Genomic DNA, 22,615 nt, shown 5'->3' on the forward strand with positions numbered 1-22,615 from the left:
GTCGGAAAGCCGGGTTTCCACTTTCGCTAGCGCGGTCCTTCGGTTCCGGATCATGGTCTAATGCAGCCGCGGGTTTGCGCCCTGGCCCTTGTCGTCGATCACCAGACCGCGGTGGAAGCGGTCGAGCGTGAAGGGGGCGTTGAAGTCGTGTGGTTGATCCTTGGCGATGGTCCAGGCAAAGCACCAGCCGGAAGCCGGCGTCGCCTTGAAGCCGCCATAGCACCAGCCGCAGTTGAGATACATGCCGGGCAGAGGACCGGTGGTTATGATCGGCGAGCCGTCCATCGACATGTCGCAGACGCCGCCCCAGGAGCGCAGCATGCGCACGCGGGCAAGGCCCGGGAACAGCGCCAGCATCTCGCTCATCACTTCGTCGACGATGGGCAGATTGCCGCGCTGGGCGTAGCTGTTGTAGCCGTCGAGGTCGCCGCCATAGACAAGGCCGCCCTTGTCCGACTGCGACATGTAGAAATGGCCCATGCCGAACGTGACGACGGTGTCGATGAAGGGCTTCAGCGATTCCGTGACGAAGGCCTGCAGCACATGGCTCTCGATCGGCATCGTCTCGATGCCGGCCAGCTGCATGACGCGTCCGGTGCTGCCGGCCACGGCAACCGCGACCTTCTTGGCGCGGATGTCGCCACGCGAGGTTGACACGCCGGTGACCCGGTCGCCATCGCGCAGGAAGCCGGTGACCTCGCAATTCTCGATGATGTCGACGCCGCGTCGGTCGGCGCCGCGCGCATAGCCCCAGGCCACCGCATCGTGGCGGGCGGTGCCGGCGCGCCGTTGCATCAGGCCGCCGACCACCGGGAAGCGTGCGCTGTCGGAGATGTCGAGCGCCGGGATCAGACGCTTGATCTGCGCTGGCGTCATCAATTCGGCGTCGACACCGAGATGGCGCATGGCATTGCCGCGCCTTGCATAGTCGTCGAACTGGGCCGGCGTGTGCGCCAGGTTCAGGCAGCCGCGCTGCGAGAACATGACGTTGTAGTTGAGCTCGTGCGACAGGTTCTCCCACAGCTTCATCGAGTGTTCGTAGAAGCGGGTGTTCGCGGGCAGCAGATAGTTCGAGCGCACAGCCGTCGTGTTGCGGCCGACATTGCCGGAGCCGAGCCAGCCTTTTTCCAGCACGGCGACATTGGTGATGCCGTGCTCCTTGGCGAGATAATAAGCGGTCGCCAGCCCATGGCCGCCACCGCCGATGATGATGACATCATAGGACGCCTTCGGATCCGGCTTGCGCCAGGCCGGCTTCCAGTCCTTGTTTCCCTTGAGCGCGTTCGCGAGCAGCGAAAAAGCCGAGTACTCTGCCATCATTGTCATCCGGTTCGGGCGATGCGGCAGACTATAGGGCAGGCCGCATCCGCAAAGCCAGTATTGCGCCATCGCCTTTCGACTGGCCGACGCCTTTGGCAACGACCCAATGCGACGGCTTGCCCCATGATATGGCCGTCTTTATCAAGGACAGGCTTTCAAACTGCTTTTTGCGCCCGTGAGTCGCCGACAAATCATGCTTTTGAGATTGCTTCGCCTCGTTTTGGTTTTCGCGCTCGTCGTTTCGGCGTCGCCTTCGTTTGACGCGATGGCGCAAGCGCTCGGCCAGGGCGCGGCCGGATTGATCACCGATCAGCAGAAAGTCATCCAGGGCCTGACGGCCAAGACTGACGATCTCGAGAAGAAGATACAGCAGGACGGTGACGACGATGCCTCACTGGTGGATATCCGTCTGCAACTGGAGGATCTGTCGCGGGCGGCACTGACCAGTGCGCTGGCGTTCCGCTCGCGCCTCACCGACATCAACAATCGCATCGAGGTGCTGGGCCCGCCGCCAGCGGCGGGCCAGCCGCAGGAGCCCGACATAGTGACGGGCGAACGCCAGGCGCTGGCGTCGGAAAAGGCCGAGATCAACGCGGTCGTCGCCGCCGCGCAGAACCTGTCGATCCGTATCAGCGGACTGATCGACAAGATCGGCAACATGCGCAGCGCGCTCTTCCGCAATCTGCTCACCAAGCGCTATGTGCTGTCCGATGCGCTAAGCCCGCAGGTCTTTTCGGATGCCAGTGACGAGTTCGGCAATTTCTACAAGGCGGTTTCGTCCTGGCTTAGCTTCGCCTTCAAGTTCAAGTTCCAGGCCATCCTCGCGGCTACTTTCGTGGCGCTCGGGCTGGCGCTGGTGCTGCTAGTCGGCGGCCGGCGCCTGTTCGGGCGGGTATTCGAGGCCGACCCCGCCAACGAGGACCCGTCCTACCTCAGCCGCCTGTCGGTGGCCTTCTGGTCGACATTGCTGCCGACCCTGGCAGTCGGCGCCTTTCTCGGCTCGACCATCTTCTTTTTCAATTATTACAATGTGTTGCGCGGCGACATAGGCCTCTTTCTCAATGCGCTGGCGACGGTCATCGGGGTGGTGTTCTGCGTCAACCGACTGACCAATGCGGCGCTATCGCCGCGGCTGCCGAACTGGCGTCTTATCCCGGTCGAAACGGGGCCGGCGCGCTGGCTGGTTCGCCTGGCTACCGCCATGGCCGTGGTCATCAGCGTCAACACTTTCCTGTCGGTCATCAACGACAAGATGGGCTCGCCGCTGTCGCTGACCATCGCCCGCAGTTTCGTTGCCACAATCATCGTCGGCATCATCCTGATCCTGATGGCGATGCTGCGACCGTTCAAGGCGCGCGATGGAAGCTGGCGGCCATGGCCGGCATGGCTGCGTTACCTGTCGCTGGCGCTTGGTCTGTTCACCATCATAACGGCCTTGCTTGGCTATATCGGCCTTGCCCTGTTCGTGTCGCTGCAGGTCGTGGTCACCGGCACCGCCTTGATCACTGCCTATATCGGCTTCCTGTCGGCGCGGGCGATCGGCGAGGAGGGGGCTTTCGCCAACACCTCGGTAGGGCGCTGGCTATCGGCCAATTCCAGCTATGAGGATACGGCGCTCGACCAGCTCGGCCTTGTCGTCAGCGTCGCCATCAACCTGATGATCGTGCTGGTGTTCCTGCCGCTGATCTTGCTGATGTGGGGGTTCCAGCCGGGCGACATCCAGGCGTGGGCCTACAAGCTGGCAACCGGGATCAATATCGGGTCGGTGACGATTTCGGTCACCGGCATCCTCTCCGGCATCGTCGTCTTCATCATCGGCTATTTCCTGACGCGCTGGTTCCAGGGCTGGCTCGATGGGTCGGTGATGGCGCGCGGCAAGGTCGATACCGGGGTGCGCAACTCGATCCGGCTGGCGGTCGGCTATGCCGGCGTTGCCCTTGCGGCGCTCGTCGGCATCTCGGCGGCGGGCATCGACCTGTCCAGTCTTGCGCTGGTCGCCGGTGCTCTTTCCCTCGGTATCGGCTTTGGCCTGCAGAATGTCGTGTCCAATTTCGTCTCAGGCCTGATCCTGCTGGCCGAGCGGCCATTCAAGGTCGGTGACTGGATCGTGGCCGGGGATGTCAGCGGCACGGTCAAGAAGATCAGCGTGCGCGCGACCGAGATCGAGACCTTCCAGCGTCAGTCGGTGATCTTGCCCAATTCGAACCTGATCAACAATTCTGTCGGCAACTGGACGCATCGCAACAAGCTCGGCCGCATCGACATCAAGGTCGGCGTCGCCTATGGCAGCGACGTCAAGCAGGTCCATGCCATCCTGCTGGAGATCGCGCGCAACCATCCGATGGTGCTGAAGAATCCCGAACCCTTCGTGCTGTTTTCCAATTTTGGCGCGGCCGCGCTCGAATTCGAGATCAGGGTTTTCCTGGCCGATGTGATGAATGGCAACATCGTGCAGAACGACGTCCGCTTCGCCGTGCTCGAAAAATTCAACGACGAGCACATCGAAATTCCCTCGACGCCACGGGCCGTGGTCGAGACCAAGAAGCCCAAGGCCTGGCCGATCGACGATGACAAGATCGAGGCCGACTTCGCCGAACAGGAGCAGGTGAAGGCCGAGGCCGAGGCCGAGAAGAAGCGACTGGCCAAGACCGGGCGCAAGGTGCGCAAGCCCGATCCCGACTAGGCTTCTTGTTGCCTGTCAGCCATTCACGATCAGCGCGGGCAGCGCGGCGCGAAGGTCGGTCTCGCCGTGTCTGTAACCGGTGTCGGAGAAGCCAAAGCCGATTGCGGCATGAATGCGGCATTCAGTTGCGGTTCAGCTTCCATCTCCTATAAGCTCCCATGCAAAGGCGAAAATGCCTTGCGAAATGCAACAGAGGCGGTGGGAACACCGATATTGCAACATGTGGAAGTCTCTCGTCGCTGCCGTCGCCCTGGTCGCTGCCATCGGCTCGGCCAATGCCGCGAGCGCGGTCAACAAGGACGCCGAGACCCGAACGCTGGTCGTGACGGAGGGCGGCAGCAAGACCGACCTCGCGCTGGCAGCTGGTGAAACCGTCGAATTCTGCCCCAATGGCTGCTTCGTCACCTTACCCAACGGCGACCTCGAAGCCTTGACCGGATCTGAAACCGTCGAGATCTCGGGCGGCGTCGCCCGCATCAAGTAAGTCTCGACGATATGACAGGAAAGGCCGGGCATTCGCTCGGCCTTTTATCGTTTCCGGTAGCAGTTGTTTAACAATGACGCCGGAAATACAGCCGCGGCAGCCGCCTGCAACCGGACGTTTTAACGTTCGCTACGCCATCCCTCGCTATACCAGCTTTCAAGACGCCGAAACGCGGCGCGCAACAAGATTCCGGTTTCCCGGATCATACGCTGGCAGGGCAGGACGGACATGGATGCGCGCTCGGACAGGAACGCAATACCGCTTGCGGTCGATCTCGACGGCACGCTGATCGCGACCGACCTGTTGTGGGAAGGACTGTTCATCCTTCTCAAGAAGAACCCGCTCTATATTTTCCTCGTGCCTTTCTGGGCCGCCAGCGGACCGGCGCGGCTGAAGCAGGCGATCGCCCAACGCGTCGACATCGACCCGGCGTCGCTGCCCTATCGCGAGCCGCTACTCGACCGTATTCGCACCGAGCACGCCGAAGGCCGCAGGATCGTGCTGGCGACCGGCACGCCACGCAAGTTCGCCGACGCCATCGCGAACCATCTCGGCATTTTCGACCGGGTGCTGGCAACCGACGGTCTCGACAATCTCACTTCGGGCAAGAAGCGCGCCTCGCTGATCGCGGCCTATGGTGACGGCGGTTTCGATTATGCCGGCAACAGCCGTCACGATCTCCAGGTCTTCGATGCCGCGCGCGCCGCGATCGTCGTGGCGCCCGACCGTCACGCCGCTCGCTGGCAAGCGGCACACGGCGCCGAGACCATGCCGGTACCGAAGCCGACATTGCGGACCATCATCAAGATGCTGCGTGTCCATCAGTGGCTGAAGAACTCGCTGATCGCGGTGCCGATGGTTCTCTCGCACGAATATTTCAACTCCGACATGATCTGGGAATGCCTGCTGGCGTTCATCTCGTTCAGCGCGGTGGCGTCGGCCATCTATATCCTCAACGATTTCTTCGACCTCGCGCTCGACCGCAAGCACGTCACCAAGCGCAACAGGCCGTTTGCGAGCGGCGCCCTGTCGATCCCGTTCGGCCTTGGCTCGATCGTTGTGCTTCTGGCGATCGGCATCGGCACCGCGCTGCTTTTGCCGGTGGAATTCCTGGCCGTGCTCGGCGGCTACATGGTCGTCACGACAGCCTACTCGCTGTCGTTCAAGCGCATGCTGCTGGTCGACGTGCTGACGCTCGCCGGCCTCTACACGATCCGCGTCCTAGCGGGTGCGGCCGCGACCGGCGTCGACGTCTCGTTCTGGCTGCTTGCCTTCTCAATCTTCTTCTTCCTGTCGCTGGCGCTGGTGAAGCGCTTTGTCGAATTGCGCACCACCGCCATTCCGCCTGGCGAGCGCATTGCCGGCCGCGGCTATCGCACCGAGGACCAGGAGATTGTCGCCCAGGCCGGCATGGCCTCGGCCTTCTCCTCGGCGCTGGTTCTGGCGCTCTACATGGACAGTGTTTCGGTGCGCGAGCTTTATCCGCATCCGTGGCTGATCTGGCCGCTGGCGCCGATCGTGCTCTATATCACCATGCGCGTCTGGATCCTCGCCCGCCGCGACGAGATGCATGACGACCCGGTCGTCTTCATCATACGTGACTGGCGCAGCCAGATCGTCGTACTGATCGGCGCTGTGCTGCTGGTCATCGGGGGCTGGTAGGCATGGCTGCCGAACCGCTCCAGAGTTTTGGCCTCGCCACGCCGCCAGCGCCACGAGCGATCTGCGCAGAGGATGGCATTGCGCTGCTGAAGGCAGGCCAGGCCAGGCCGGCATCGCTGCTGGCCTACGGCAATGGGCGCTCCTACGGCGATTCCTGCCAGAACGAGGCCGGCACGGTCGTCGACATGCGGCCGTTGAACCGTATCCGAGCCTTCAACGCCGAGACGGGTCTTCTTGAGGCGGACTCCGGCGTGCTCCTCTCCGACATCATCGCCTACGCCGCGCCATACGGCTTCTTCCCGGCGGTTGTTCCGGGCACGCAATTCGTCACGCTCGGCGGCGCCATCGCCAATGACGTCCATGGCAAGAACCATCATCGGCGCGGCACCTTCGGCTGCCATGTCGAGACCTTCACGCTGCTACGGTCCGATGGAAAGACCTATCGCTGTTCGGCGACAGACAATCCGCGGCTGTTTCGGGCGACGATCGGCGGCATGGGACTGACCGGCCTCATCCTGGAGGCCTCGATCCGGTTGATGCGGGTTCCTTCACTCGACATCGTCGAGAAGGCGACGCCGTTTCGCGACCTTGGCGAGTTCTTCGGCCTGGCCGAGGCCGCTGATCAGGCCAATGAATATGCGGTCGCCTGGATCGACCAGCTTGCCGGCGGTCGTAACAGCGGCCGTGGGTTGCTGTTCACCGGTAATCATGCCGAGCACGGTTCGCATGCCGCCTCGCGTGCCGGCGGCAATCTCTCGATACCGGTCCAGCCGCCGTTCAATGTGCTCAATCGCCCCTTCCTGACCGCATTCAACGCCGCCTATCGTTGGAAGAAGGGGCGGTCGACGGCGCCGCGCCAGGTCGGCTACCACAGTTTCTTCTTTCCGCTTGACGGCGTGCGCGACTGGAACCGGCTTTACGGGCCGAAAGGGCTTTTCCAGCACCAGAGCGTGATACCGGAAGCGGCCGCGCGCGCCGTGGTGCCGGAGCTACTCGCCGCCGCCAGGCAAGCCGGGCAGGGGTCGTTCCTCACCGTGCTGAAACGCTTCGGCAGCGTCCGCTCGCCGGCGCTGCTTTCATTCCCGCGTCCCGGCTACACACTGACGCTTGATTTCCCCAACAGGGGAGCGGCGACGCTGGCCTTGCTGCGGGAACTCGACCGCATCACGGTCGGGGCCGGCGGTGCGGTAAATCCCTACAAGGACGCCCGCATGGGCGCCGATATCTTCGCTTCGTCCTTTCCCGAATGGCCCCGGCTGGAGGCGCTTCGCGATCCAGCCTTCATGTCAAGCTTCTGGGCGCGGACCGCAAAGAGGCTCGACTCCCGGCGCGGTGCTGTCGAAGCCGCGGAATAGATAGAATTTGAAATAATCTTGGTTAGCGTATCGATAATACTGCGGTTCACTCAAAACATTCTTTTGACTTCACGAAATATTCGCGGGTTTGTAATAGGAGACGTGAAGGGGTGGCTTCGAAAACATGAAATACATCGTCTTCATTCTCTTTACGGTCATGACCAATGCCGCGGCGCAGCTGATGCTGAAGCAAGGCATGATGTCGCTCGGGCCAATCTCGTTCGAGGGCGTCAACCCGCTCATCAAGCTGTTGCAGATCGTGTTCAGCCCCTGGGTGTTCCTTGGCCTGTGCACCTTCGTCATCTCGATGGCCTCGCACCTTTATGTACTGTCCAAGGTCGAGCTTTCCTTCGCCTATCCGTTCCTCAGCCTCGCCTATGTCGCCGTCGCCATCTTCGCCTATTTTGTCTTCCGTGAAGATCTCAATGGCTGGCGCATCGCCGGCATCGCCTGCATCTGCGTCGGCACGGTGCTGATCGCGCAAAGTGGGCGCGGGCATGACGAGGAAACGGCCTCCCTTTCGTCCGACAAGATTCACAGCGAGACCGTTCGATGAGACATGTGATTTTCGGCGGCGACGGTTTCGTCGGCCGCCACCTTGCCCCGAAGCTTGTGGCCGATGGTGAGGAGGTTGTCGTCGCCGACATCGTCAAGAGCGACCTGCCGCACTACCGCACCGTCCGTTTCGTCCAGTGCGACGTGACCGAGGCTGCCTCGGTGGCCTGTGTCGGCATCAAGCCCGACGACATGGTCTACAATTTGTCGGCCAAGATGCTGTCGCCGATCCAGGTGCGCGCCAAGCGGCACGATTTCTTCTTTCCGGTCAATTTCCATGGCACCGAGCACATCATGCAGGCCATGGACAGAGCCGGCGCACCCAGGCTCGTCCACTATACGACCGACATGATCTACGGCCACACGGTCACGCAGCCGATGACCGAAGAGCACCCGGTCGCGCCGCTTGGCGAATATGGCTGGTCGAAGCAGAAGACCGAGGAACTGGCCGCCGAATGGCGCAAGCGCGGCATGTCGATCTCGCTGTTTCGCCCGCGCCTCATTATCGGCCCCGGCCGGCTCGGCATTCTCGAAAAACTGTTCAAGCTGATCGACTGGAATCTGCCGGTTCCGATGATCGGTGCGGGCCGCAACCCTTATCAGTTCATTTCTGTTTTCGATTGTGCGGAAGCTGCCCGCGCGGCCTGGAAGGCTGGCGTGCCCAACGAAGCCTATAATCTCGGCTCGCTCAACCCGCCGCCGGTGAAGAAATTGCTCGGCGACCTGATCCGGCATGCCGGCTCTAAGTCGATCCTGCTGCCTACGCCAGGCTGGGCGGTCAAGCGCACGCTCGACCTGCTAGATCTCATGAACATGCCGATCATGGACCCGGAGCAATATCTGATCGCCGACGAGGAGTGCGTGCTCGACGTCTCCAAGGCCGGACGCCAGCTCGGCTGGGTGCCGCAGTATCGCGACGAGGACATGCTGATCGCGGCCTACAGCGAGTACCGCGCCAAGAAGGCCGGTCACGCCGTCGCCGCCAAACACGTGCCCGCCGAATAGCGGGCTCGCAAAACAGTTTTCGTTGCGCACGATCCTGCTCGTGCGCGCAGACAGGAGATTGAAATGACCGTCATGGCCAAGCCCGAACAGACGAATACGCGCACCATGGTCAGCGCGCCGGCGCTGTCGCCCGCCACCATCGCCAAGCCCGACCTGATCAGCGTCGAGCAGGCCAAGTCGATGGATGTCGCGCGTATGACCGACCTGTTCAAGGCGCATCTCAATCCTGGCCAGCTGCATTTCATGAAGCTGCTCGGCTTCCACAAGATCAAGATCGAGCGCGCCGAAGGCATGTTCTACATCGACCAGAATGGCCGCAAGATCCTCGACTTCTTCGGCGGTTTCGGTTCCCTGGCCTTCGGCCATAACCATCCGCGTATCCTGGAGGCGCGGAAAAGATTCCAGGAGGAGAAGCGGCAGGAAATCGCCATCGCCTTCATGTCGCAATACGCGGCCGCACTTGCGCACAACATTGCCAAATGCTCGCCGGGCGATCTCGACATGGTGTTCCTCGGTTCGTCCGGCTCCGAAGCCATGGAAGCCGCGGTGAAGCTTGCCGAGCGCGCCGCCGGCCCGAAGCGGCCGAAAATCGTCTATGCCGAGAATTCCTTCCACGGCAAGACCAAGGGCGTGCTGGGCATTACCGACGGCCAGCTCTATCGCGCCGACTTCAAGATGGCGGACAACACGGTCCGTATTCCCTTTGCCGACATCGAAGCGGTCGAGCGCCTTTTCCGCTCCGACCCGGAGGTCGGCGTCATCGTGCTCGAAACCATCCAGGGCGGTGGTGGCATCATCCAGGCGCCCGCCGAATACTGGCAGAAGCTGCGCGCCCTGTGCGACCAGTATGGCGTGCTGTGGGTCGCCGACGAAGTGCAGTGCGGCTATGGCCGCTCGGGCCGCTTCTATGCCTTCGAGCATTACGGCGTGGTTCCCGATGTGACGGCGCTGGCCAAGTCGCTCGGCGGCGGCAAGGCGGCGGTCGGCGCGATGATCGCCCGGCGCGAGGTCTACATGAAGGCCTATGGCACGCCGAAGACGGCGATGATCCATGCCATGGCGACTTTCGGTGGCATGGGCGAGGCCTGTGTCACCTCGATCGAGGCGCTCAACGTGCTCTATGACGAGGGGTTGATCGACAACGCCGCCGTCACCGGCGACTATCTGCTGCAGCGGCTGCAAGCACTGAAGGAGAAGTACCCGAAGATCATCAAGGACGTGCGCGGCAAGGGCCTCATGGTCGGCCTGGAGTTCCACGACTTCTCGCAGACCTTGCCGATGGTGCTGCGCCCGATCGTCAGCGTGCTCGACGACAAGCTGAAGGGCTCTCTGTCCGGCTTCGTCGGCGCGCTGCTCTTGCGCGACTATGACGTGCTCGTTGCCTTCACCGAATACAACCGCAACGTCATCCGGCTAGAGCCGCCGCTGATCTGCCAGCGCGAGCATGTCGCCCGCTTCGTCGATGCCTTCGACAGCCTGCTGTCGCGTGGCATCGTGTCGATCGTGAAGGATTTCGTCAAAAGCCAAGTCCGTTAAAGCGAAGTTCGCTGAGCAAAGCCATGCTGACCAAGTCTCCCACCGCGAAAAACCCGCTCGACCGGCTCACCGAGGCCGGCCTGGCGTGGGGCGAGGGGACTTATGCGCGGCTGGCCGCGCCGATCGGCGCGGCGGCCTTCGCGCTCTATATTCTTTTGACGGCGTTTACGGCATGGGCGATGCCGGACGCCAACTGGGACATGCTGCCCTATCTCGCTGTCGCCGAGGAAAGCACCTATCCCGATGCGCAGGCGCTGCACGACTACGCCTACGACACCGTCAAATCAGGTGTTTCGGCCGCCGATTACAAGACGTTGACCGACGATGGTGGCGGTTTCCGCAGCCACATGACGGAGAATGCCGCCGACTTCCACTCGCTGCTTGGCATGTACCGGATCAAGTTCCTCTACGCCGAAATCCTGTCGACGATGGGCTCTGTGATGTCGCCGGTCGAGGCGATGCGGCTCGTCTCGGTGTTCTCCGTCCTGCTGTTCGGCGCGATCGCCTTGCTCTGGCTGCGCTCGCAGAAGGCATTGGCGTTGGCGCCTGTGGTCGGCGCTGTGCTGATCATGGCCGATTTCGGCGATGCGGCGCGTGCCTCGACGCCCGATCTGTTGTGTTCGGCGCTGTTTCTCGGCGGGCTCTACGCCTATGTCCGGGGCCACGAGGTGGCAACCGCGGTCCTGCTCTTCCTCGCCTTCATGGCGCGGCCGGACACTATAGTTTTCCTGGCTATTTTCGCGGTGCTGTTGGTCGCGTTCCGGCAGAAGGCATGGGGCGCGCTGGCCGGCTTTGCGGCTTCCTTCGTCGCCTATTTCGCCATCTCGCACTGGGCCCATCATCCCGGCTGGTGGCCGCATCTGTGGTTCTCCAGCATCGAGCAGCATTACAACATGGACGGGTTCGAGCCGCCATTTTCGGTCACAGCCTATCTCCGGGCGTTTGCCACGTCGCTGCTGCGCGCGGTCAGCCTGAACAGCTGGGTCGGCGTGTCGGTGCTGGCACTGGCCGGCTGGTATGCGGCCGGCCGCGCCGGCTTCCGCCTCGACCGTCGTGCCAGCATCCTGTTTGCGGCGCTGGTGCTCGGCGCGCTGGCGAAGTTCGCCGTCTTCCCGATCCACGACACGCGCATCTATTTCCCGCATCTGGTCCCGCCATTCCTGCTGCTGGCGACGCCGCTGATGGCACTGTGGGCGACAGTAGCCCGCGGCCAGCAGCGCGCCGCCTTGCACGTCATTCCTGGAGACAAGTCATGAGTTCCGTATCCAGCCTGGCGCGCATTGCCCTGTCGCTTGGTCTTCCCGAGGGCGTACTCGATCGGGGGCCGTCGCTGCGCGGGACAAAGTTCCTGGCCAAGGCGGCGCTGAAAGCGCGCCTCAATGGGGGGGGACGGCCGTTCCAGATGGTCAATGTCGGGGCCTGCGACGGTGCGCTGTTCGACGACGTCACGCCATGGCTGCACCGGATTGCTGGCGCTCGCGCCGTGCTGGTCGAGCCGATCCCCTACAATCAGAAACGGCTGCGCGCCAACTACCCCGACACGAGCCGGTTTATCATCGAGCCGGTGGCTGTCACCAAGACGAAGGGGACGATCACCGTCCACACCTTCGATGCCGCCGCGCTCGAGGCGGGTACGCTGCCCATCGAGTTCATAGGCTGCTCGTCGGTCACCGACACCAATCTGATGTCGGGCAAGAATGCCTGGGGCGAGGCCGACGCCAACTTCAACAAGTTCGCACCGCATCTCAGGGATATCGAGGTGCCATCCGAGACCTTGCAGACGCTTCTCGACCGCAACGGCATCACCCACATCGACGCCTTCCTCGTCGATTGCGAGGGCGCCGACTGGATCGTCTTCGAACAGCTCGACCTCAAGCGCTACCGTCCAGGCATGATCAAGGTCGAGGTCGGCGCGCTGCCGGCAGCGGAGATCGGCCAGGTTGTGGTCAAGATGAAGACCGCGGGCTACCAGGTCGGCTTCCAGGCCGAGGACATCTGGGCCTTCGCCTGAAGGGTAGCCATTCCTGATTCATATCGGGTCGCGCCGCATCTGTGGCGTGTCGCAAACAGGCGGTAGCCTGGTGGCCGTCGCCTGCATATTGTGCGCCGATCAAACGGGCGCCGACGCTGCCCGCAATAGCACTTTGGAGTCGCGGGCAATGGCAGAGTTTCCGAAAAAGGCGAAGGTCGTCATCGTCGGCCTGGGCGGTATTGTCGGCGCGTCGATCGCCCACCACCTGATCGAGCGCGGCTGGGACGACATTGTCGGCATCGACAAGTCCGGCATCCCGACCGACATCGGCTCGACGGCGCACGCCTCCGACTTCTGCTACACGACGAGCCACGATTTCCTGTCCTGCTGGACGACGCTCTATTCCATCGATTTCTACGAGAAGATGGGCCACTACGCGCGTATCGGCGGCCTTGAGGTCGCGCGCGTCGGCGACGACAGCCGCATGGAAGAAATCAAGCGCAAGATCGCCTCGGCGAAGGCCTTCGGCACCCGCGCGCGCCTGATCGAACCCGCCGAGATCAAGGAAAAATTTCCGCTGATCGAGCAGGACATGGTGCAGGGCGGCCTGTGGGACCCGGACGCCGGCCTCGTCATACCGCGCTCGCAGACCGTTGCCGGCAAGCTGGTCGACCAGGCCGAAGCCTCCGGCAAGCTCAAGTCCTTCGCCAACACGCCGGCGAGGTCACTCGTCGTCAAGGACGGCCGCATCAGCGCCGTGGTCACCGATCGGGGCACCATCGAGGCCGACTATGTCATCGTCTGCGCCGGTATCTGGGGCCGGCTGATCGCGGAGATGGTCGGCGAGGACCTGCCGGTCATGCCGATCGACCATCCGCTGACTTTCTTCGGGCCCTATAATGAGTTCGCCGGCACCGGCAAGGAGATCGGCTGGCCGCTGCTGCGCGACCAGGGCAACTCGGCCTATATGCGCGACACCGGCGACCCCAAGACCGCCGAGGGCGGCCAGATCGAATGGGGCTATTACGAGGAAACCAATCCGCGTCTCTGCCATCCACGCGACCTGCTGGAGAAGGATCAGGCGCGGCTTTCGCCATCGCAGCGCGATCTCGACATGGAGCAGATCCTGGCGCCGCTCGAGCGCGCCATGGAGCTGACGCCGATCCTAGGCGAACTCGGCTACAATGAAAGCCATTCCTTCAACGGCCTGCTGCAGGTGACGGCGGATGGCGGCCCGTCGATGGGTGAAAGCCAGAAGGTGAGGGGCCTGTGGTATGCCGTCGCCATCTGGGTCAAGGACGGCCCCGGCATGGGCAAGCTGATCGCCGACTGGATGACCGACGGCCGCACCTCGATCGACCACCACGCTATCGACTATGCGCGCTTCTATCCGCACCAGATGAAGGAGCAGTTCATCTGGGATCGCTGCACCGAGACGGCGATGAAGGTCTACAATCCGGCGGTGCATCCGCGCGAGCCCTTCTCCAAGGGCCGCAACATCAGGCGCTCGCCGTTCTGGGAGCGCGAGAAGGAACTCGGCGGCTATTTCATGGAACTCGGCGGCTGGGAGCGGGCACACGGCTATGCCGCCAATGAGCACCTGCTGGAGAAATACGGCAACCGGGTGCCAGTGCGCGAGAACGAGTGGGACAATCGCCATTTCTGGCGCGTCTCCAATGCCGAGCATCTGGCGATGAGCGAGGATTGCGGCATCGTCAACCTGTCGCACTTCGCCATGTATGATATCGAAGGCCCTGACCATGTCGCGCTGCTGGAATGGCTGTGCGCGGCCAAGATCGGTGGCGACAACAACGTAGGCAAGGGCATCTACACCCACTTCCTCGACGAGGAAGGCATGGTGCGCGCCGACTTTACCGTGATCCGCATGGCCGACCGCTGCCGTTTGATCGACGGCGCCGACGCCGGCCCGCGCGACTTCCAGTACATGCGCCGCACCGCGCAGGACAAAGGCTTTGATGTCACCATCACCGACGTGACGGAAAAATTCGTCACCATCGGCATCTGGGGTCCGAATGCCCGCGCTACACTGCAGAAGGTTGTCGAAAATCCTGACGGGTTGTCACCGGAGAACTTCCCCTTCGCGGCGATCAAGCCGGTCCGGATCGGCGGCAAGGATGTCACCGCTTTCCGCATTTCCTATGTTGGCGAGCAGGGCTGGGAATTGCATATGCGCTACGAGGACGGCCTCGCCGTCTGGGACGCGCTACGCTCGACCGGGGTGATGCCGTTCGGCGTCGAGACCTATGCCAACACCCGCCGCATGGAAAAGAGCCTGCGCCTGCAGAACGCCGATCTTCTGACCGAGTACAATCTGCTCGAAGCCGATCTCGCGCGTCCGAAGGTCAAGGAGAACGATTTCTGCGGCAAGGCCAAGCATGTGGAGTATCGCGCCCGTGAGCACCAGCCCGCCATGCTGTGCACGCTTGTCATGACCGACAATGTCGATGCGAAAGGCGTTGCCCGCTATCCGGTCGGCACGATGCCGGTGATGGACCCGAAGACGGGCGAGACGCTGGTCGACGAACTCGGCCGCCGATCGTTCACCACCTCGATGGCCTATGGCCCGACCATCGGCAGGAACATCGGTCTCGCCTATCTGCCGTGGGCCTATGCCCAGGAAGGCCGCAAGCTTGCCATCGAATATTTCGGCGAGACCTATCCGGTGGAAGTGGCCGCCGTCGGCTACAAGCCACTCTACGACCCGGAGAACCTCAAGCCGCGCAGCTGATTGACGGATGGAGCAACGGACTGATCGCAAAAGCCTAGCCTTCGGCCGGGCTTTTGTCTTTTTAACGGGGCTGTTTTCGCTTACCCTTGGGGGATGTCTGCTTTCCGGTGTGCAAGACATCTCCTTTACGGCTGTGCCGCACTGGCGCTGATGCTCTGGCTGGCGCCGGGATCCCGCGCCGACGAGCCGGTCGATGTCGAGCTGGTGCTGGCGGTCGATGTTTCGCTGTCGATGTCGGCGGACGAGCTCGAGATCCAGCGTCACGGCTACGCGGCGGCGCTGACACATGACAACGTGCTACAGGCCATTGCCGACGGTGCCTATGGCAAGATCGCCGTCACCTATGTCGAATGGGCCGGCACCACCTGGCAGCGCGTCATCGTGCCGTGGACGGTGATCGCCAACCGTGCCGACGCCGAGCGGGTGGTTGCGCAATTGTCCGCCCAGCCGCCCAACAGCGCTCGGCGCACCTCTATTTCCGGCGCGCTGGAGTTCGGCAGCGACCTCTTCGCCGAAAGCGGCTACCGGGGGACGAAGCGGGTGATCGACATTTCAGGTGACGGTCCCAACAACCAGGGCGCGCCGGTCAATCTGATCCGCGATGGCGTGGTCAAGCAAGGTATCGTCATCAACGGCCTGCCGCTGATGACCCGGGGCGGCTTTACCGGTGCCTACGATGTCAACAATCTCGATCGCTACTACAGCGATTGCGTCATCGGCGGTCCCGGAGCCTTCATGATCCCGGTCAACGACTGGACGCAATTTCCCGAAGCCATCCGCCGCAAGCTGGTTCTGGAGCTTGCCGGTCCGGCCTCGCCGCAATGGGCGGCCGAGGAGGCAGATCATCCGCCGGTGGTGCTGGCTCAGGACAGGTCCGCCACCGACTGCCTGGTCGGCGAGAAAATGTGGCGTAACCGCAGCTGGATGTTCGACAGCCGCTAGGCCGGATCTCGTGTTGCCACAGGCTTGCCTCGTCGCCCGAAGCAGTGGCAAATTGGGACCATCCGCGCGAAGGGTAGGGGCCGCGGTCAAAACCGAGGAAACATCAGAATGAAACGTCTTGTAGTCCTGACTGCGGTCGCATCCGTGTTCTATGCCGACGGCGCCAGCGCCCAATACAACGATCAGCCCGCCTGCGTCATGTTCGAGCATGTGAATTTTCGCGGACGGTCGATCGAGATGGAGGCCGACGATGCCGTCAGTTTTCGCGGCGGCCAGTTCTGGAACGACCGCGTGTCCTCGGTGTTCGTGCGCCGTGGCTGCACGCTCGTCGCCTATGAGCACACTGGCATGAGGGGGGAATCGATCGAGATCAGGCGCAGGGCCCGCGAGCTCGGAGGCGACTGGAACGACCGCATCTCGTCGGCGGAATGCTATTGCGACGGCTACTGATACTGGATTGCAGGCGGTCGGGTGCCGTGTCGGCAGCCGGACGCCAACCGGGTGCGAGTCGCCGCCCGGTCCACCCGTGTGCCTCACCAAGCTGTTGATTGACAAGCCGATTGGCGTCTGTGAACAATTCCCCATCCAGGAAAACAAAAGGGGAACCGAGATGATCAGGATCGCCGTTTTTGCCGCAACATTGACGCTTGCCGCCGATCTGTCAGTACCGGTGATGGCCGCAACATCGCTCACCATCGGTATCAGCGGATGGACCGGATTCGCGCCACTGACGCTTGCCAAGCAGGCAGGTATCTTCGAGAAACACGGTCTCGACGTGACCTTGAAGAAGGTGCCGCAAGCGAGCCGGCCGCTTGCCATCGCCAGCGGCGACCTGCAATGCGCCGCCACCACGGTCGAGACCTGGCTGGTGTGGAACGCCAGCGGGGTGACCACCAAGCAGATATTCCAGCTCGACAAATCCTACGGCGCCGACGGCATCGTCGCCCGCAACGACATCAAGACCGTCGCCGATCTCAAGGGCAAGAATGTCGCGTCCTCGGCACCGGGAACGTCGCCCTATTTCATGCTGGCCTGGGTGCTGAACAAGAACGGCATGTCGACCAAGGACGTGACCGTCGTCAACCTGGAGCCGGACGCCGCGGCGCAGGCCTTCCTTGCCGGCCAGAACGACGCCGCTGTCACCTATGAGCCGTTCATCTCGGCCGTGCGCGACAAGTCCGATCAGGGCCACATCCTGGCGACCACGCTCGACTATCCGATGGTGCTCGACACGGTCGGCTGCACGCCCGAATTCCTCAAGGCCAATCCCGACGCGGCAAAGGCGCTCGCCGACAGCTATTTCGACGCGCTCGACCTGATCAAGAAGGACCCGCAGAAATCCTACGAGATCATGGGCGCCGACGTGAAGCAGTCGGCCAAGGAGTTCGAGGATTCGGCGAAGTATCTGAAATGGGCCGACCGGGCGGAGAACAAGCAGTTCTTCACCAAGGAATTCCAGGACTTTTCCAAGACCGCCGGCGAACTGCTGCTGCAGATGGGGCTGATCAAGGAAGCGCCCGACGTTTCCACGCTGGCCGACACCAGCGCCGTGTCGAACTGACGGTCCGGCTTCTGACCATAATGCGGCGGCGCCCGGCGCCGCCGTTTTCTCCTGGACAAAGCACGATTTGAGCATGGGGACGATTTGAAGATGGGGTCGATTTGACGATGCGCCCCTTGCATCCAGTCCCGCCGGGCATCCGGACCGTGCTCGGTATTTCCTTTTTCGTGCTGTTCGTTGCGTTCTGGGCGTGGATCACGCTTGGCGGTCACGTCAACCGCATCTTCCTCGCCGATCCGCTGTCGATGCTCCGTGACGGTTGGCGGCTGCTAGTCGAGGATCGTTTCTGGCTCGACATACTGATCACCATCTGGCGGGTCTTCGGCGGCTTCCTGCTGGCGTCCGTTGTCGCGGTGCCGCTCGGCATCGCGATGGGGGCCTGGAAGCCGGTGGAAGCGTTTCTGGAGCCATTCGTCTCCTTCGCCCGCTACCTGCCGGCCTCCGCCTTCATTCCGCTGCTGATCCTGTGGGCCGGCATCGGCGAACTGGAAAAGCTGCTCGTCATCTTCGTTGGCTCGGTGTTCCAGATCATCCTGATCATCGCGGTCAAGGTCGGCTCCACGCGGCGCGACTTGGTCGAGGCCGCCTATACGCTGGGTTCCACGAACAATGGCATCGTCAGCCGGGTGATCATGCCGGCCAACGCGCCGGAGATCGCCGAGACGCTGCGGCTGGTGCTCGGCTGGGCCTGGACCTATGTCATCGTCGCCGAACTGATCGGCTCGTCTTCCGGCATCGGTTACATGATCATCAACAGCCAGTCGCGGCTGGCGACGGGACAGATCATCTTCGGCATCATCATCATCGGGCTGATCGGGCTGTTGTCCGATTTCGCCTTCAAGGCGTTCAACCGCTGGCTCTTTCCATGGAGCCTGGCGTGAGCAAGCTATTGATCGAAAATGTCAGCCGCACCTTTGCCGGCGTGCGAGGTGGTCAACCGGTCAAGGCGTTGATGCCGATCGACCTGGCGGTCGCCGCCAACGACTTCATCACCATCCTTGGGCCGTCCGGCTGCGGAAAGTCGACATTGTTGAGAATCGTCGCCGGCCTGGAAGCGCCGAGCGAAGGCCGTGTGCTGCTCGACGGCAAGGCGGTCAACCGGCCAGGCCCCGACCGCGGCATGGTCTTCCAGTCCTACACGCTGTTCCCCTGGCTGACGGTCGCCGAGAACATCGCCTTCGGCCTGCGCGAACGTGGCATGGCCGAAAAGGAGCGGGACGGGATCGTTGCTTCCTATGTCGACCTCGTCGGACTGAAGGGGTTCGAGAACCATTGGCCGAAGCAGCTTTCCGGCGGCATGCAACAGCGCACGGCGATCGCCAGGGCGCTTGCCAACGATCCCGAGATCCTGTTGCTGGACGAGCCGTTCGGCGCGCTCGACAACCAGACGCGCGGGCTGATGCAGGAACTGCTGCTCGGCATCTGGGAACGGCGCAAGAAGACGGTGCTGTTCGTCACCCACGACATCGAGGAGGCCATCTTCATGGCCTCGCGCGTGATCGTGATGACGGCGCGGCCTGGCCGCATCAAGTCGGATGTCGCCGTCGACCTGCCGCATCCGCGCCATTACACGCTGAAGACCAGCCCGGAATTCTCGGCGCTGAAGGCAAGGCTGACCGAGGACATCCGCGTCGAGGCGATGCGCACGGCGCAGGCGCAGCCGGCCTAGGTTCGTGGATTGCCGGATCAGGCCGCCAACAACTGCTTGCGGTCGACGCGCTCCTGCTGCGGCGAGCGGGCGTAGAGCTCGCGGTAGCATTTCGAGAAATGCGAGGCCGAGACGAAGCCACAGGCGACCGCCACCTCGACCACCGGCATCGACGACTGGATCAGCAGATGCCTGGCGCGGTCGAGCCGGATTTCCAGATAGTAGCGGGCGGGGGAGCGTCCCATCTCGGTGCGGAACAGCCGCTCGATTTGGCGGCGCGACAGGTCGACATGGTCGGCGATCTCGATCAGCGACAGCGGCTCGGACAAATTGCCCTCCATCAACTCGATGATGGTCAGCACTTTCGAGTTCTGCACGCCGAGGCGCGCGCGCAGCGGCAGGCGCTGGCGGTCTGTCGGGCTGCGCACGCGGTCGGTCAGCACCTGCTCGCACACGCGGTTGACGAGGTTCTCGTCGAAATCGTCGCCGATCAGCTTCAGCATCATGTCGAGTGCGGCCGTGCCGCCGGCGCAGGTGTAGACGTTCTGGTCGATCTCGAAGAGATCGGCAAAGACGTTGGCCTTCGGGAACGCCTCGGAAAAGCCCGGCAGGTTCTCCCAATGGATGGCACAGCGCTTGTTGGACAGAAGTCCGGCGGCCGCCAATATGTGCGCGCCGGTGCACAGGCCACCGACGGCGACGCCGCGATTGTATTCCTCGCGCAACCAGGCGAAGGCCGACTTGTTCTGGTAGCGCTCGACATTGATGCCGCTGCAGACGATGGCGATATTAGGTCGCTCGGGGCCGGCCATCTTCTTGCGTTCTTCTTCCAGCGAGGTGTTGACCGCGCATTCGACACCGTTCGAGGCGCGCACCGGCTTGCCGTCGATGCTGGCGAGGCGCCAGCGATAGGCCTCGTAGCCGAGCATGCGGTTGGCCGAGCGCAGCGGGTCGAGCGCGGTCGCAAAGGCGATCATGGTGAAATCGGGGACAAGGAAGAATACAAACGATCGCTTGATCGGATGCTTTACGGCGTTCAAGGGAACCTCACGCTGCGATGGCGCGAACAGGATGTCGCGAATAGCATAGCGACATCAGCAAAAACCATTCCTGTCAATCGGCTACGCCGTCCGAACGAAATTAAATTTGCGACATGGGTCGCAAATGGGCAATTGGCGCGCAGCGCGCCCTGGAAGCGGGCCACGACTGTTCAAAGGATGATCAGAGTGCGCGGCGCAAGACAAAAACGCCGCCTCGGCCAGGGCCGGGCGGCGTTGCAGTCAAAAAGCAGCGGCAGGGAAGCGCTGCCTGGAAAAATGTTCAGGCGACGAAGCCGAGGCGGGCCGCAGCCATAGCGCCGGTCTGGCCGGGCATGGTGTTGGCAAGACGCTGACGCTCAAGAGCGGTGGTCAGGTTCATTTCGCGGCGGGCAAAGAGGCGGGCAAAAAGCTTCATGATCATCTCCATTTGTTGCTCAGACGGGTCGCCTTCGCTTGATGGAGTGGGGCAGCTCGTTTGCTGGCGCTGATATAGGCTTGCGCTGCGTAAAACTAAATCGCAAAAGCGAAGCGCTTCACATGAAAAGCGACACAAAATGCGACAAGTTTGGGCAGGGTGCCTGAAATTTGGGGCCGGGTGGCTGAAATTTGCGATTACTTACAAGGCATTAAATGAAAATATGAGCCGCTATGCGGCTTGCTCATATGCGCCATGCAGCCGTCGCATGGCTTCAAAATTCATTTGAATACAAATTAAATAGAGAAGGCCTGCCGGGCTGTTTCGCGCGGCAGGCCTTCAGCACTTGATACACACGATCTACTTTGCTCCAGCCCAGGATCCGATGCCGTTGCGGATGCCGGTCCTGCTGTCGGAAGCTTCAGGCCAACCGATGTCCTTCTGCAGTTCGATCGGCAGGGAGCGGATGGCGCGTTCGGTCTGGTAGCGGGCACGGGCCGCGCTGAATTCGGTCGCGATACGACCGATGGATGACAGGATAGACATTTCATTCTCCTTGCTTGCCGGGCTGGAAGGGTTCCCAGCGCTGGATGAGTGAGGTGTTACGCGTGGTGTGTTTCAGCTTCATTTCATGTCGATTGCAGGTTTGTGTCGTGGTCGTTTCGTGGCTGCTTGTGGCAGCAACCTGCTTCGATGGAGTTGACTATCCTCCCAATCTGATGTTCAATCAAACGAAATGGAATGATACTTTGTATCAGAAAAATTGAAGGTCGCTTCCCATGAACGCCCCACTCAATCATCCGCTGCCATTGCTCGACCTCGACGTTTTGCGCACTTTCGTGGCCATCGCCGAGACCGGCAGCTTCACCACAGCCGCCAACGCCGTCTTCCGCACGCCGTCGGCTGTCTCCATGCAGATCAAGAAGCTGGAGGACATTCTTGGCCGCTCGGTGTTCGCGCGCGACGCGCGCTCGGTGACGCTGACCACGGACGGCGAAATGCTGCTCGGCTATGCCCGCCGGCTGCTGTCGATCAACCGCGAGGTGGTGTCGAAGTTCATCATTCCCGACATCGTAGGCGTTGTCCGGCTCGGCTCCCCGGATGATTATGGGGAGCGCGTGCTGCCGCATGTGCTGAAGCGTTTCGCGCAGTCGCATCCGTCGATCGCCGTCGACGTCACCATCGACCAGAGCATCAATCTGCGCCGGCGCATGGATGACCGGGCGCTCGATATCACGCTCCTGACCAATTCCTACAAGACCAGCGCGCTCGGCGCCGAGGTGCTGTTGACCGAGCCGATCGTGTGGGCAGGCGCCAAGGGCGGCTGCGCGCATCTGCGCGAACCCTTGCCGGTGTCGCTGTGGGAAGAGGGCTGCGCCTGGCGGGCCGGGGCGCTCGACGCGCTCGGTCGCGAGGGCCGCAACTACCGCATCGCCTATATGAGCGCCCACACAGCCGGCCAACGTGCCGCGATCATGTCCGACCTTGCGGTGGCGCCGCTGCCGAAGTCGTTCCTCGGCAACGACATGGTCGAACTCAGCCCGAAGGACGGCATGCCCGACATCGGCACCTATAATCTGGCCATGGTGGTGGCGCCGGACGCCAGCGCGCCGGTCAAGGCCGTTGCCGACCATATCCGGGCGACCTTCGAAGTGTTCCGGGAAACCGGAAAATTCTGATCCGCCAAT

At 62.5% G+C, this 22,615-nt stretch carries 20 protein-coding genes; 16 read left to right on the plus strand and 4 right to left on the minus strand.

Features of this window, described 5'->3' with window-relative positions; all coding sequences use genetic code 11:
- Positions 1-57 precede the first annotated feature (57 nt).
- Positions 58-1,317: a sarcosine oxidase subunit beta gene (locus tag AC56QP_RS31620; protein ID WP_269906303.1), complete on the minus strand. Its 1,260-nt coding sequence runs from the start codon at positions 1,315-1,317 to the stop codon at positions 58-60.
- Between the two features lie 196 nt (positions 1,318-1,513).
- Here AC56QP_RS31620 and AC56QP_RS31625 point away from each other — a divergent pair, with 196 nt between their 5' ends.
- The 15 genes from AC56QP_RS31625 (at position 1,514) to AC56QP_RS31695 (ending at position 19,493) form a co-directional block, all read left to right on the plus strand.
- Positions 1,514-4,003 (plus strand): mechanosensitive ion channel family protein, encoded by a 2,490-nt coding sequence (locus AC56QP_RS31625; protein ID WP_489861945.1) that lies wholly within the window; start codon positions 1,514-1,516, stop codon positions 4,001-4,003.
- A gap of 220 nt (positions 4,004-4,223) precedes the next feature.
- Positions 4,224-4,487: a hypothetical protein gene (locus AC56QP_RS31630; protein ID WP_269906300.1), complete on the plus strand. Its 264-nt coding sequence runs from the start codon at positions 4,224-4,226 to the stop codon at positions 4,485-4,487.
- Positions 4,488-4,715: 228 nt separating this feature from the next.
- Entirely contained in the window at positions 4,716-6,149 is a 1,434-nt protein-coding gene (locus AC56QP_RS31635) for a UbiA family prenyltransferase (RefSeq protein WP_489861944.1), read from the plus strand.
- Between the two features lie 2 nt (positions 6,150-6,151).
- Entirely contained in the window at positions 6,152-7,504 is a 1,353-nt protein-coding gene (locus AC56QP_RS31640) for an FAD-binding oxidoreductase (RefSeq protein ID WP_489861943.1), read from the plus strand.
- Between the two features lie 124 nt (positions 7,505-7,628).
- Positions 7,629-8,060, plus strand: a complete 432-nt coding sequence (locus AC56QP_RS31645; RefSeq protein WP_091575504.1) for an EamA family transporter — start codon at positions 7,629-7,631, stop codon at positions 8,058-8,060.
- The gene (locus AC56QP_RS31650; RefSeq protein WP_489861942.1) at positions 8,057-9,064 is read left to right on the plus strand and encodes an NAD-dependent epimerase/dehydratase family protein; all 1,008 of its coding nucleotides are present in this window, start codon (positions 8,057-8,059) and stop codon (positions 9,062-9,064) included. Before AC56QP_RS31645 ends, AC56QP_RS31650 begins: the two co-directional genes overlap by 4 nt.
- A 105-nt stretch (positions 9,065-9,169) precedes the next feature.
- Positions 9,170-10,600: an aspartate aminotransferase family protein gene (locus tag AC56QP_RS31655; RefSeq protein WP_489863469.1), complete on the plus strand. Its 1,431-nt coding sequence runs from the start codon at positions 9,170-9,172 to the stop codon at positions 10,598-10,600.
- 23 nt (positions 10,601-10,623) lie between these two features.
- Complete coding sequence (locus AC56QP_RS31660; RefSeq protein WP_489861941.1) at positions 10,624-11,856, plus strand: hypothetical protein; 1,233 nt, start codon at positions 10,624-10,626, stop codon at positions 11,854-11,856.
- On the plus strand, positions 11,853-12,611 hold the full coding sequence (locus AC56QP_RS31665; protein WP_497100927.1) for an FkbM family methyltransferase: 759 nt from the start codon (positions 11,853-11,855) through the stop codon (positions 12,609-12,611). Before AC56QP_RS31660 ends, AC56QP_RS31665 begins: the two co-directional genes overlap by 4 nt.
- 148 nt (positions 12,612-12,759) lie before the next feature.
- A complete protein-coding gene (locus AC56QP_RS31670; RefSeq protein WP_489861940.1) occupies positions 12,760-15,321 on the plus strand; it encodes a GcvT family protein in 2,562 nt (853 codons plus the stop codon).
- A gap of 93 nt (positions 15,322-15,414) precedes the next feature.
- Positions 15,415-16,263 (plus strand): DUF1194 domain-containing protein, encoded by an 849-nt coding sequence (locus AC56QP_RS31675; protein ID WP_489861939.1) that lies wholly within the window; start codon positions 15,415-15,417, stop codon positions 16,261-16,263.
- 108 nt (positions 16,264-16,371) lie between these two features.
- Positions 16,372-16,713, plus strand: a complete 342-nt coding sequence (locus AC56QP_RS31680) for a peptidase inhibitor family I36 protein (protein WP_497103824.1) — start codon at positions 16,372-16,374, stop codon at positions 16,711-16,713.
- Between the two features lie 160 nt (positions 16,714-16,873).
- The gene (locus AC56QP_RS31685) at positions 16,874-17,824 is read left to right on the plus strand and encodes an ABC transporter substrate-binding protein (protein ID WP_489861937.1); all 951 of its coding nucleotides are present in this window, start codon (positions 16,874-16,876) and stop codon (positions 17,822-17,824) included.
- A 107-nt stretch (positions 17,825-17,931) separates the two neighbouring features.
- Positions 17,932-18,705, plus strand: coding sequence for an ABC transporter permease (locus AC56QP_RS31690; protein WP_091575491.1), 774 nt, complete (start codon positions 17,932-17,934; stop codon positions 18,703-18,705).
- The gene (locus tag AC56QP_RS31695) at positions 18,702-19,493 is read left to right on the plus strand and encodes an ABC transporter ATP-binding protein (RefSeq protein WP_489861936.1); all 792 of its coding nucleotides are present in this window, start codon (positions 18,702-18,704) and stop codon (positions 19,491-19,493) included. The genes AC56QP_RS31690 and AC56QP_RS31695 overlap by 4 nt, the downstream gene beginning before the upstream one ends.
- 17 nt (positions 19,494-19,510) lie before the next feature.
- Here AC56QP_RS31695 and AC56QP_RS31700 read toward each other — a convergent pair whose 3' ends face one another.
- From AC56QP_RS31700 to AC56QP_RS31710, 3 genes are all read right to left on the minus strand, one after another.
- The gene (locus AC56QP_RS31700) at positions 19,511-20,449 is read right to left on the minus strand and encodes a GlxA family transcriptional regulator (RefSeq protein WP_375162704.1); all 939 of its coding nucleotides are present in this window, start codon (positions 20,447-20,449) and stop codon (positions 19,511-19,513) included.
- Between the two features lie 343 nt (positions 20,450-20,792).
- A complete protein-coding gene (locus tag AC56QP_RS31705) occupies positions 20,793-20,939 on the minus strand; it encodes a hypothetical protein (RefSeq protein WP_198030510.1) in 147 nt (48 codons plus the stop codon).
- Positions 20,940-21,287: 348 nt separating this feature from the next.
- Positions 21,288-21,473, minus strand: a complete 186-nt coding sequence (locus AC56QP_RS31710; protein WP_489861935.1) for a hypothetical protein — start codon at positions 21,471-21,473, stop codon at positions 21,288-21,290.
- Between the two features lie 233 nt (positions 21,474-21,706).
- On the opposite strand from AC56QP_RS31710, the gene AC56QP_RS31715 reads away from it, so the two are divergent.
- Positions 21,707-22,606, plus strand: coding sequence for a LysR substrate-binding domain-containing protein (locus tag AC56QP_RS31715; RefSeq protein WP_091575488.1), 900 nt, complete (start codon positions 21,707-21,709; stop codon positions 22,604-22,606).
- Positions 22,607-22,615 lie beyond the last annotated feature (9 nt).

The organism is Mesorhizobium sp. RCAM 05104 (assembly GCF_059683645.1).

What these genes read in the sequence shown, in the direction of transcription:
- AC56QP_RS31620 (WP_269906303.1), bottom strand. Translation starts at nt 1,317, where the DNA reads ATGGCAGAGTACTCGGCTTTTTCGCTGCTCGCGAACGCGCTCAAGGGA.
- AC56QP_RS31625 (WP_489861945.1), top strand. Translation starts at nt 1,514, where the DNA reads ATGCTTTTGAGATTGCTTCGCCTCGTTTTGGTTTTCGCGCTCGTCGTT.
- AC56QP_RS31630 (WP_269906300.1), top strand. Translation starts at nt 4,224, where the DNA reads ATGTGGAAGTCTCTCGTCGCTGCCGTCGCCCTGGTCGCTGCCATCGGC.
- AC56QP_RS31635 (WP_489861944.1), top strand. Translation starts at nt 4,716, where the DNA reads ATGGATGCGCGCTCGGACAGGAACGCAATACCGCTTGCGGTCGATCTC.
- AC56QP_RS31640 (WP_489861943.1), top strand. Translation starts at nt 6,152, where the DNA reads ATGGCTGCCGAACCGCTCCAGAGTTTTGGCCTCGCCACGCCGCCAGCG.
- AC56QP_RS31645 (WP_091575504.1), top strand. Translation starts at nt 7,629, where the DNA reads ATGAAATACATCGTCTTCATTCTCTTTACGGTCATGACCAATGCCGCG.
- AC56QP_RS31650 (WP_489861942.1), top strand. Translation starts at nt 8,057, where the DNA reads ATGAGACATGTGATTTTCGGCGGCGACGGTTTCGTCGGCCGCCACCTT.
- AC56QP_RS31655 (WP_489863469.1), top strand. Translation starts at nt 9,170, where the DNA reads ATGGTCAGCGCGCCGGCGCTGTCGCCCGCCACCATCGCCAAGCCCGAC.
- AC56QP_RS31660 (WP_489861941.1), top strand. Translation starts at nt 10,624, where the DNA reads ATGCTGACCAAGTCTCCCACCGCGAAAAACCCGCTCGACCGGCTCACC.
- AC56QP_RS31665 (WP_497100927.1), top strand. Translation starts at nt 11,853, where the DNA reads ATGAGTTCCGTATCCAGCCTGGCGCGCATTGCCCTGTCGCTTGGTCTT.
- AC56QP_RS31670 (WP_489861940.1), top strand. Translation starts at nt 12,760, where the DNA reads ATGGCAGAGTTTCCGAAAAAGGCGAAGGTCGTCATCGTCGGCCTGGGC.
- AC56QP_RS31675 (WP_489861939.1), top strand. Translation starts at nt 15,415, where the DNA reads ATGTCTGCTTTCCGGTGTGCAAGACATCTCCTTTACGGCTGTGCCGCA.
- AC56QP_RS31680 (WP_497103824.1), top strand. Translation starts at nt 16,372, where the DNA reads ATGAAACGTCTTGTAGTCCTGACTGCGGTCGCATCCGTGTTCTATGCC.
- AC56QP_RS31685 (WP_489861937.1), top strand. Translation starts at nt 16,874, where the DNA reads ATGATCAGGATCGCCGTTTTTGCCGCAACATTGACGCTTGCCGCCGAT.
- AC56QP_RS31690 (WP_091575491.1), top strand. Translation starts at nt 17,932, where the DNA reads ATGCGCCCCTTGCATCCAGTCCCGCCGGGCATCCGGACCGTGCTCGGT.
- AC56QP_RS31700 (WP_375162704.1), bottom strand. Translation starts at nt 20,449, where the DNA reads ATGATCGCCTTTGCGACCGCGCTCGACCCGCTGCGCTCGGCCAACCGC.
- AC56QP_RS31705 (WP_198030510.1), bottom strand. Translation starts at nt 20,939, where the DNA reads ATGGAGATGATCATGAAGCTTTTTGCCCGCCTCTTTGCCCGCCGCGAA.
- AC56QP_RS31710 (WP_489861935.1), bottom strand. Translation starts at nt 21,473, where the DNA reads ATGTCTATCCTGTCATCCATCGGTCGTATCGCGACCGAATTCAGCGCG.
- AC56QP_RS31715 (WP_091575488.1), top strand. Translation starts at nt 21,707, where the DNA reads ATGAACGCCCCACTCAATCATCCGCTGCCATTGCTCGACCTCGACGTT.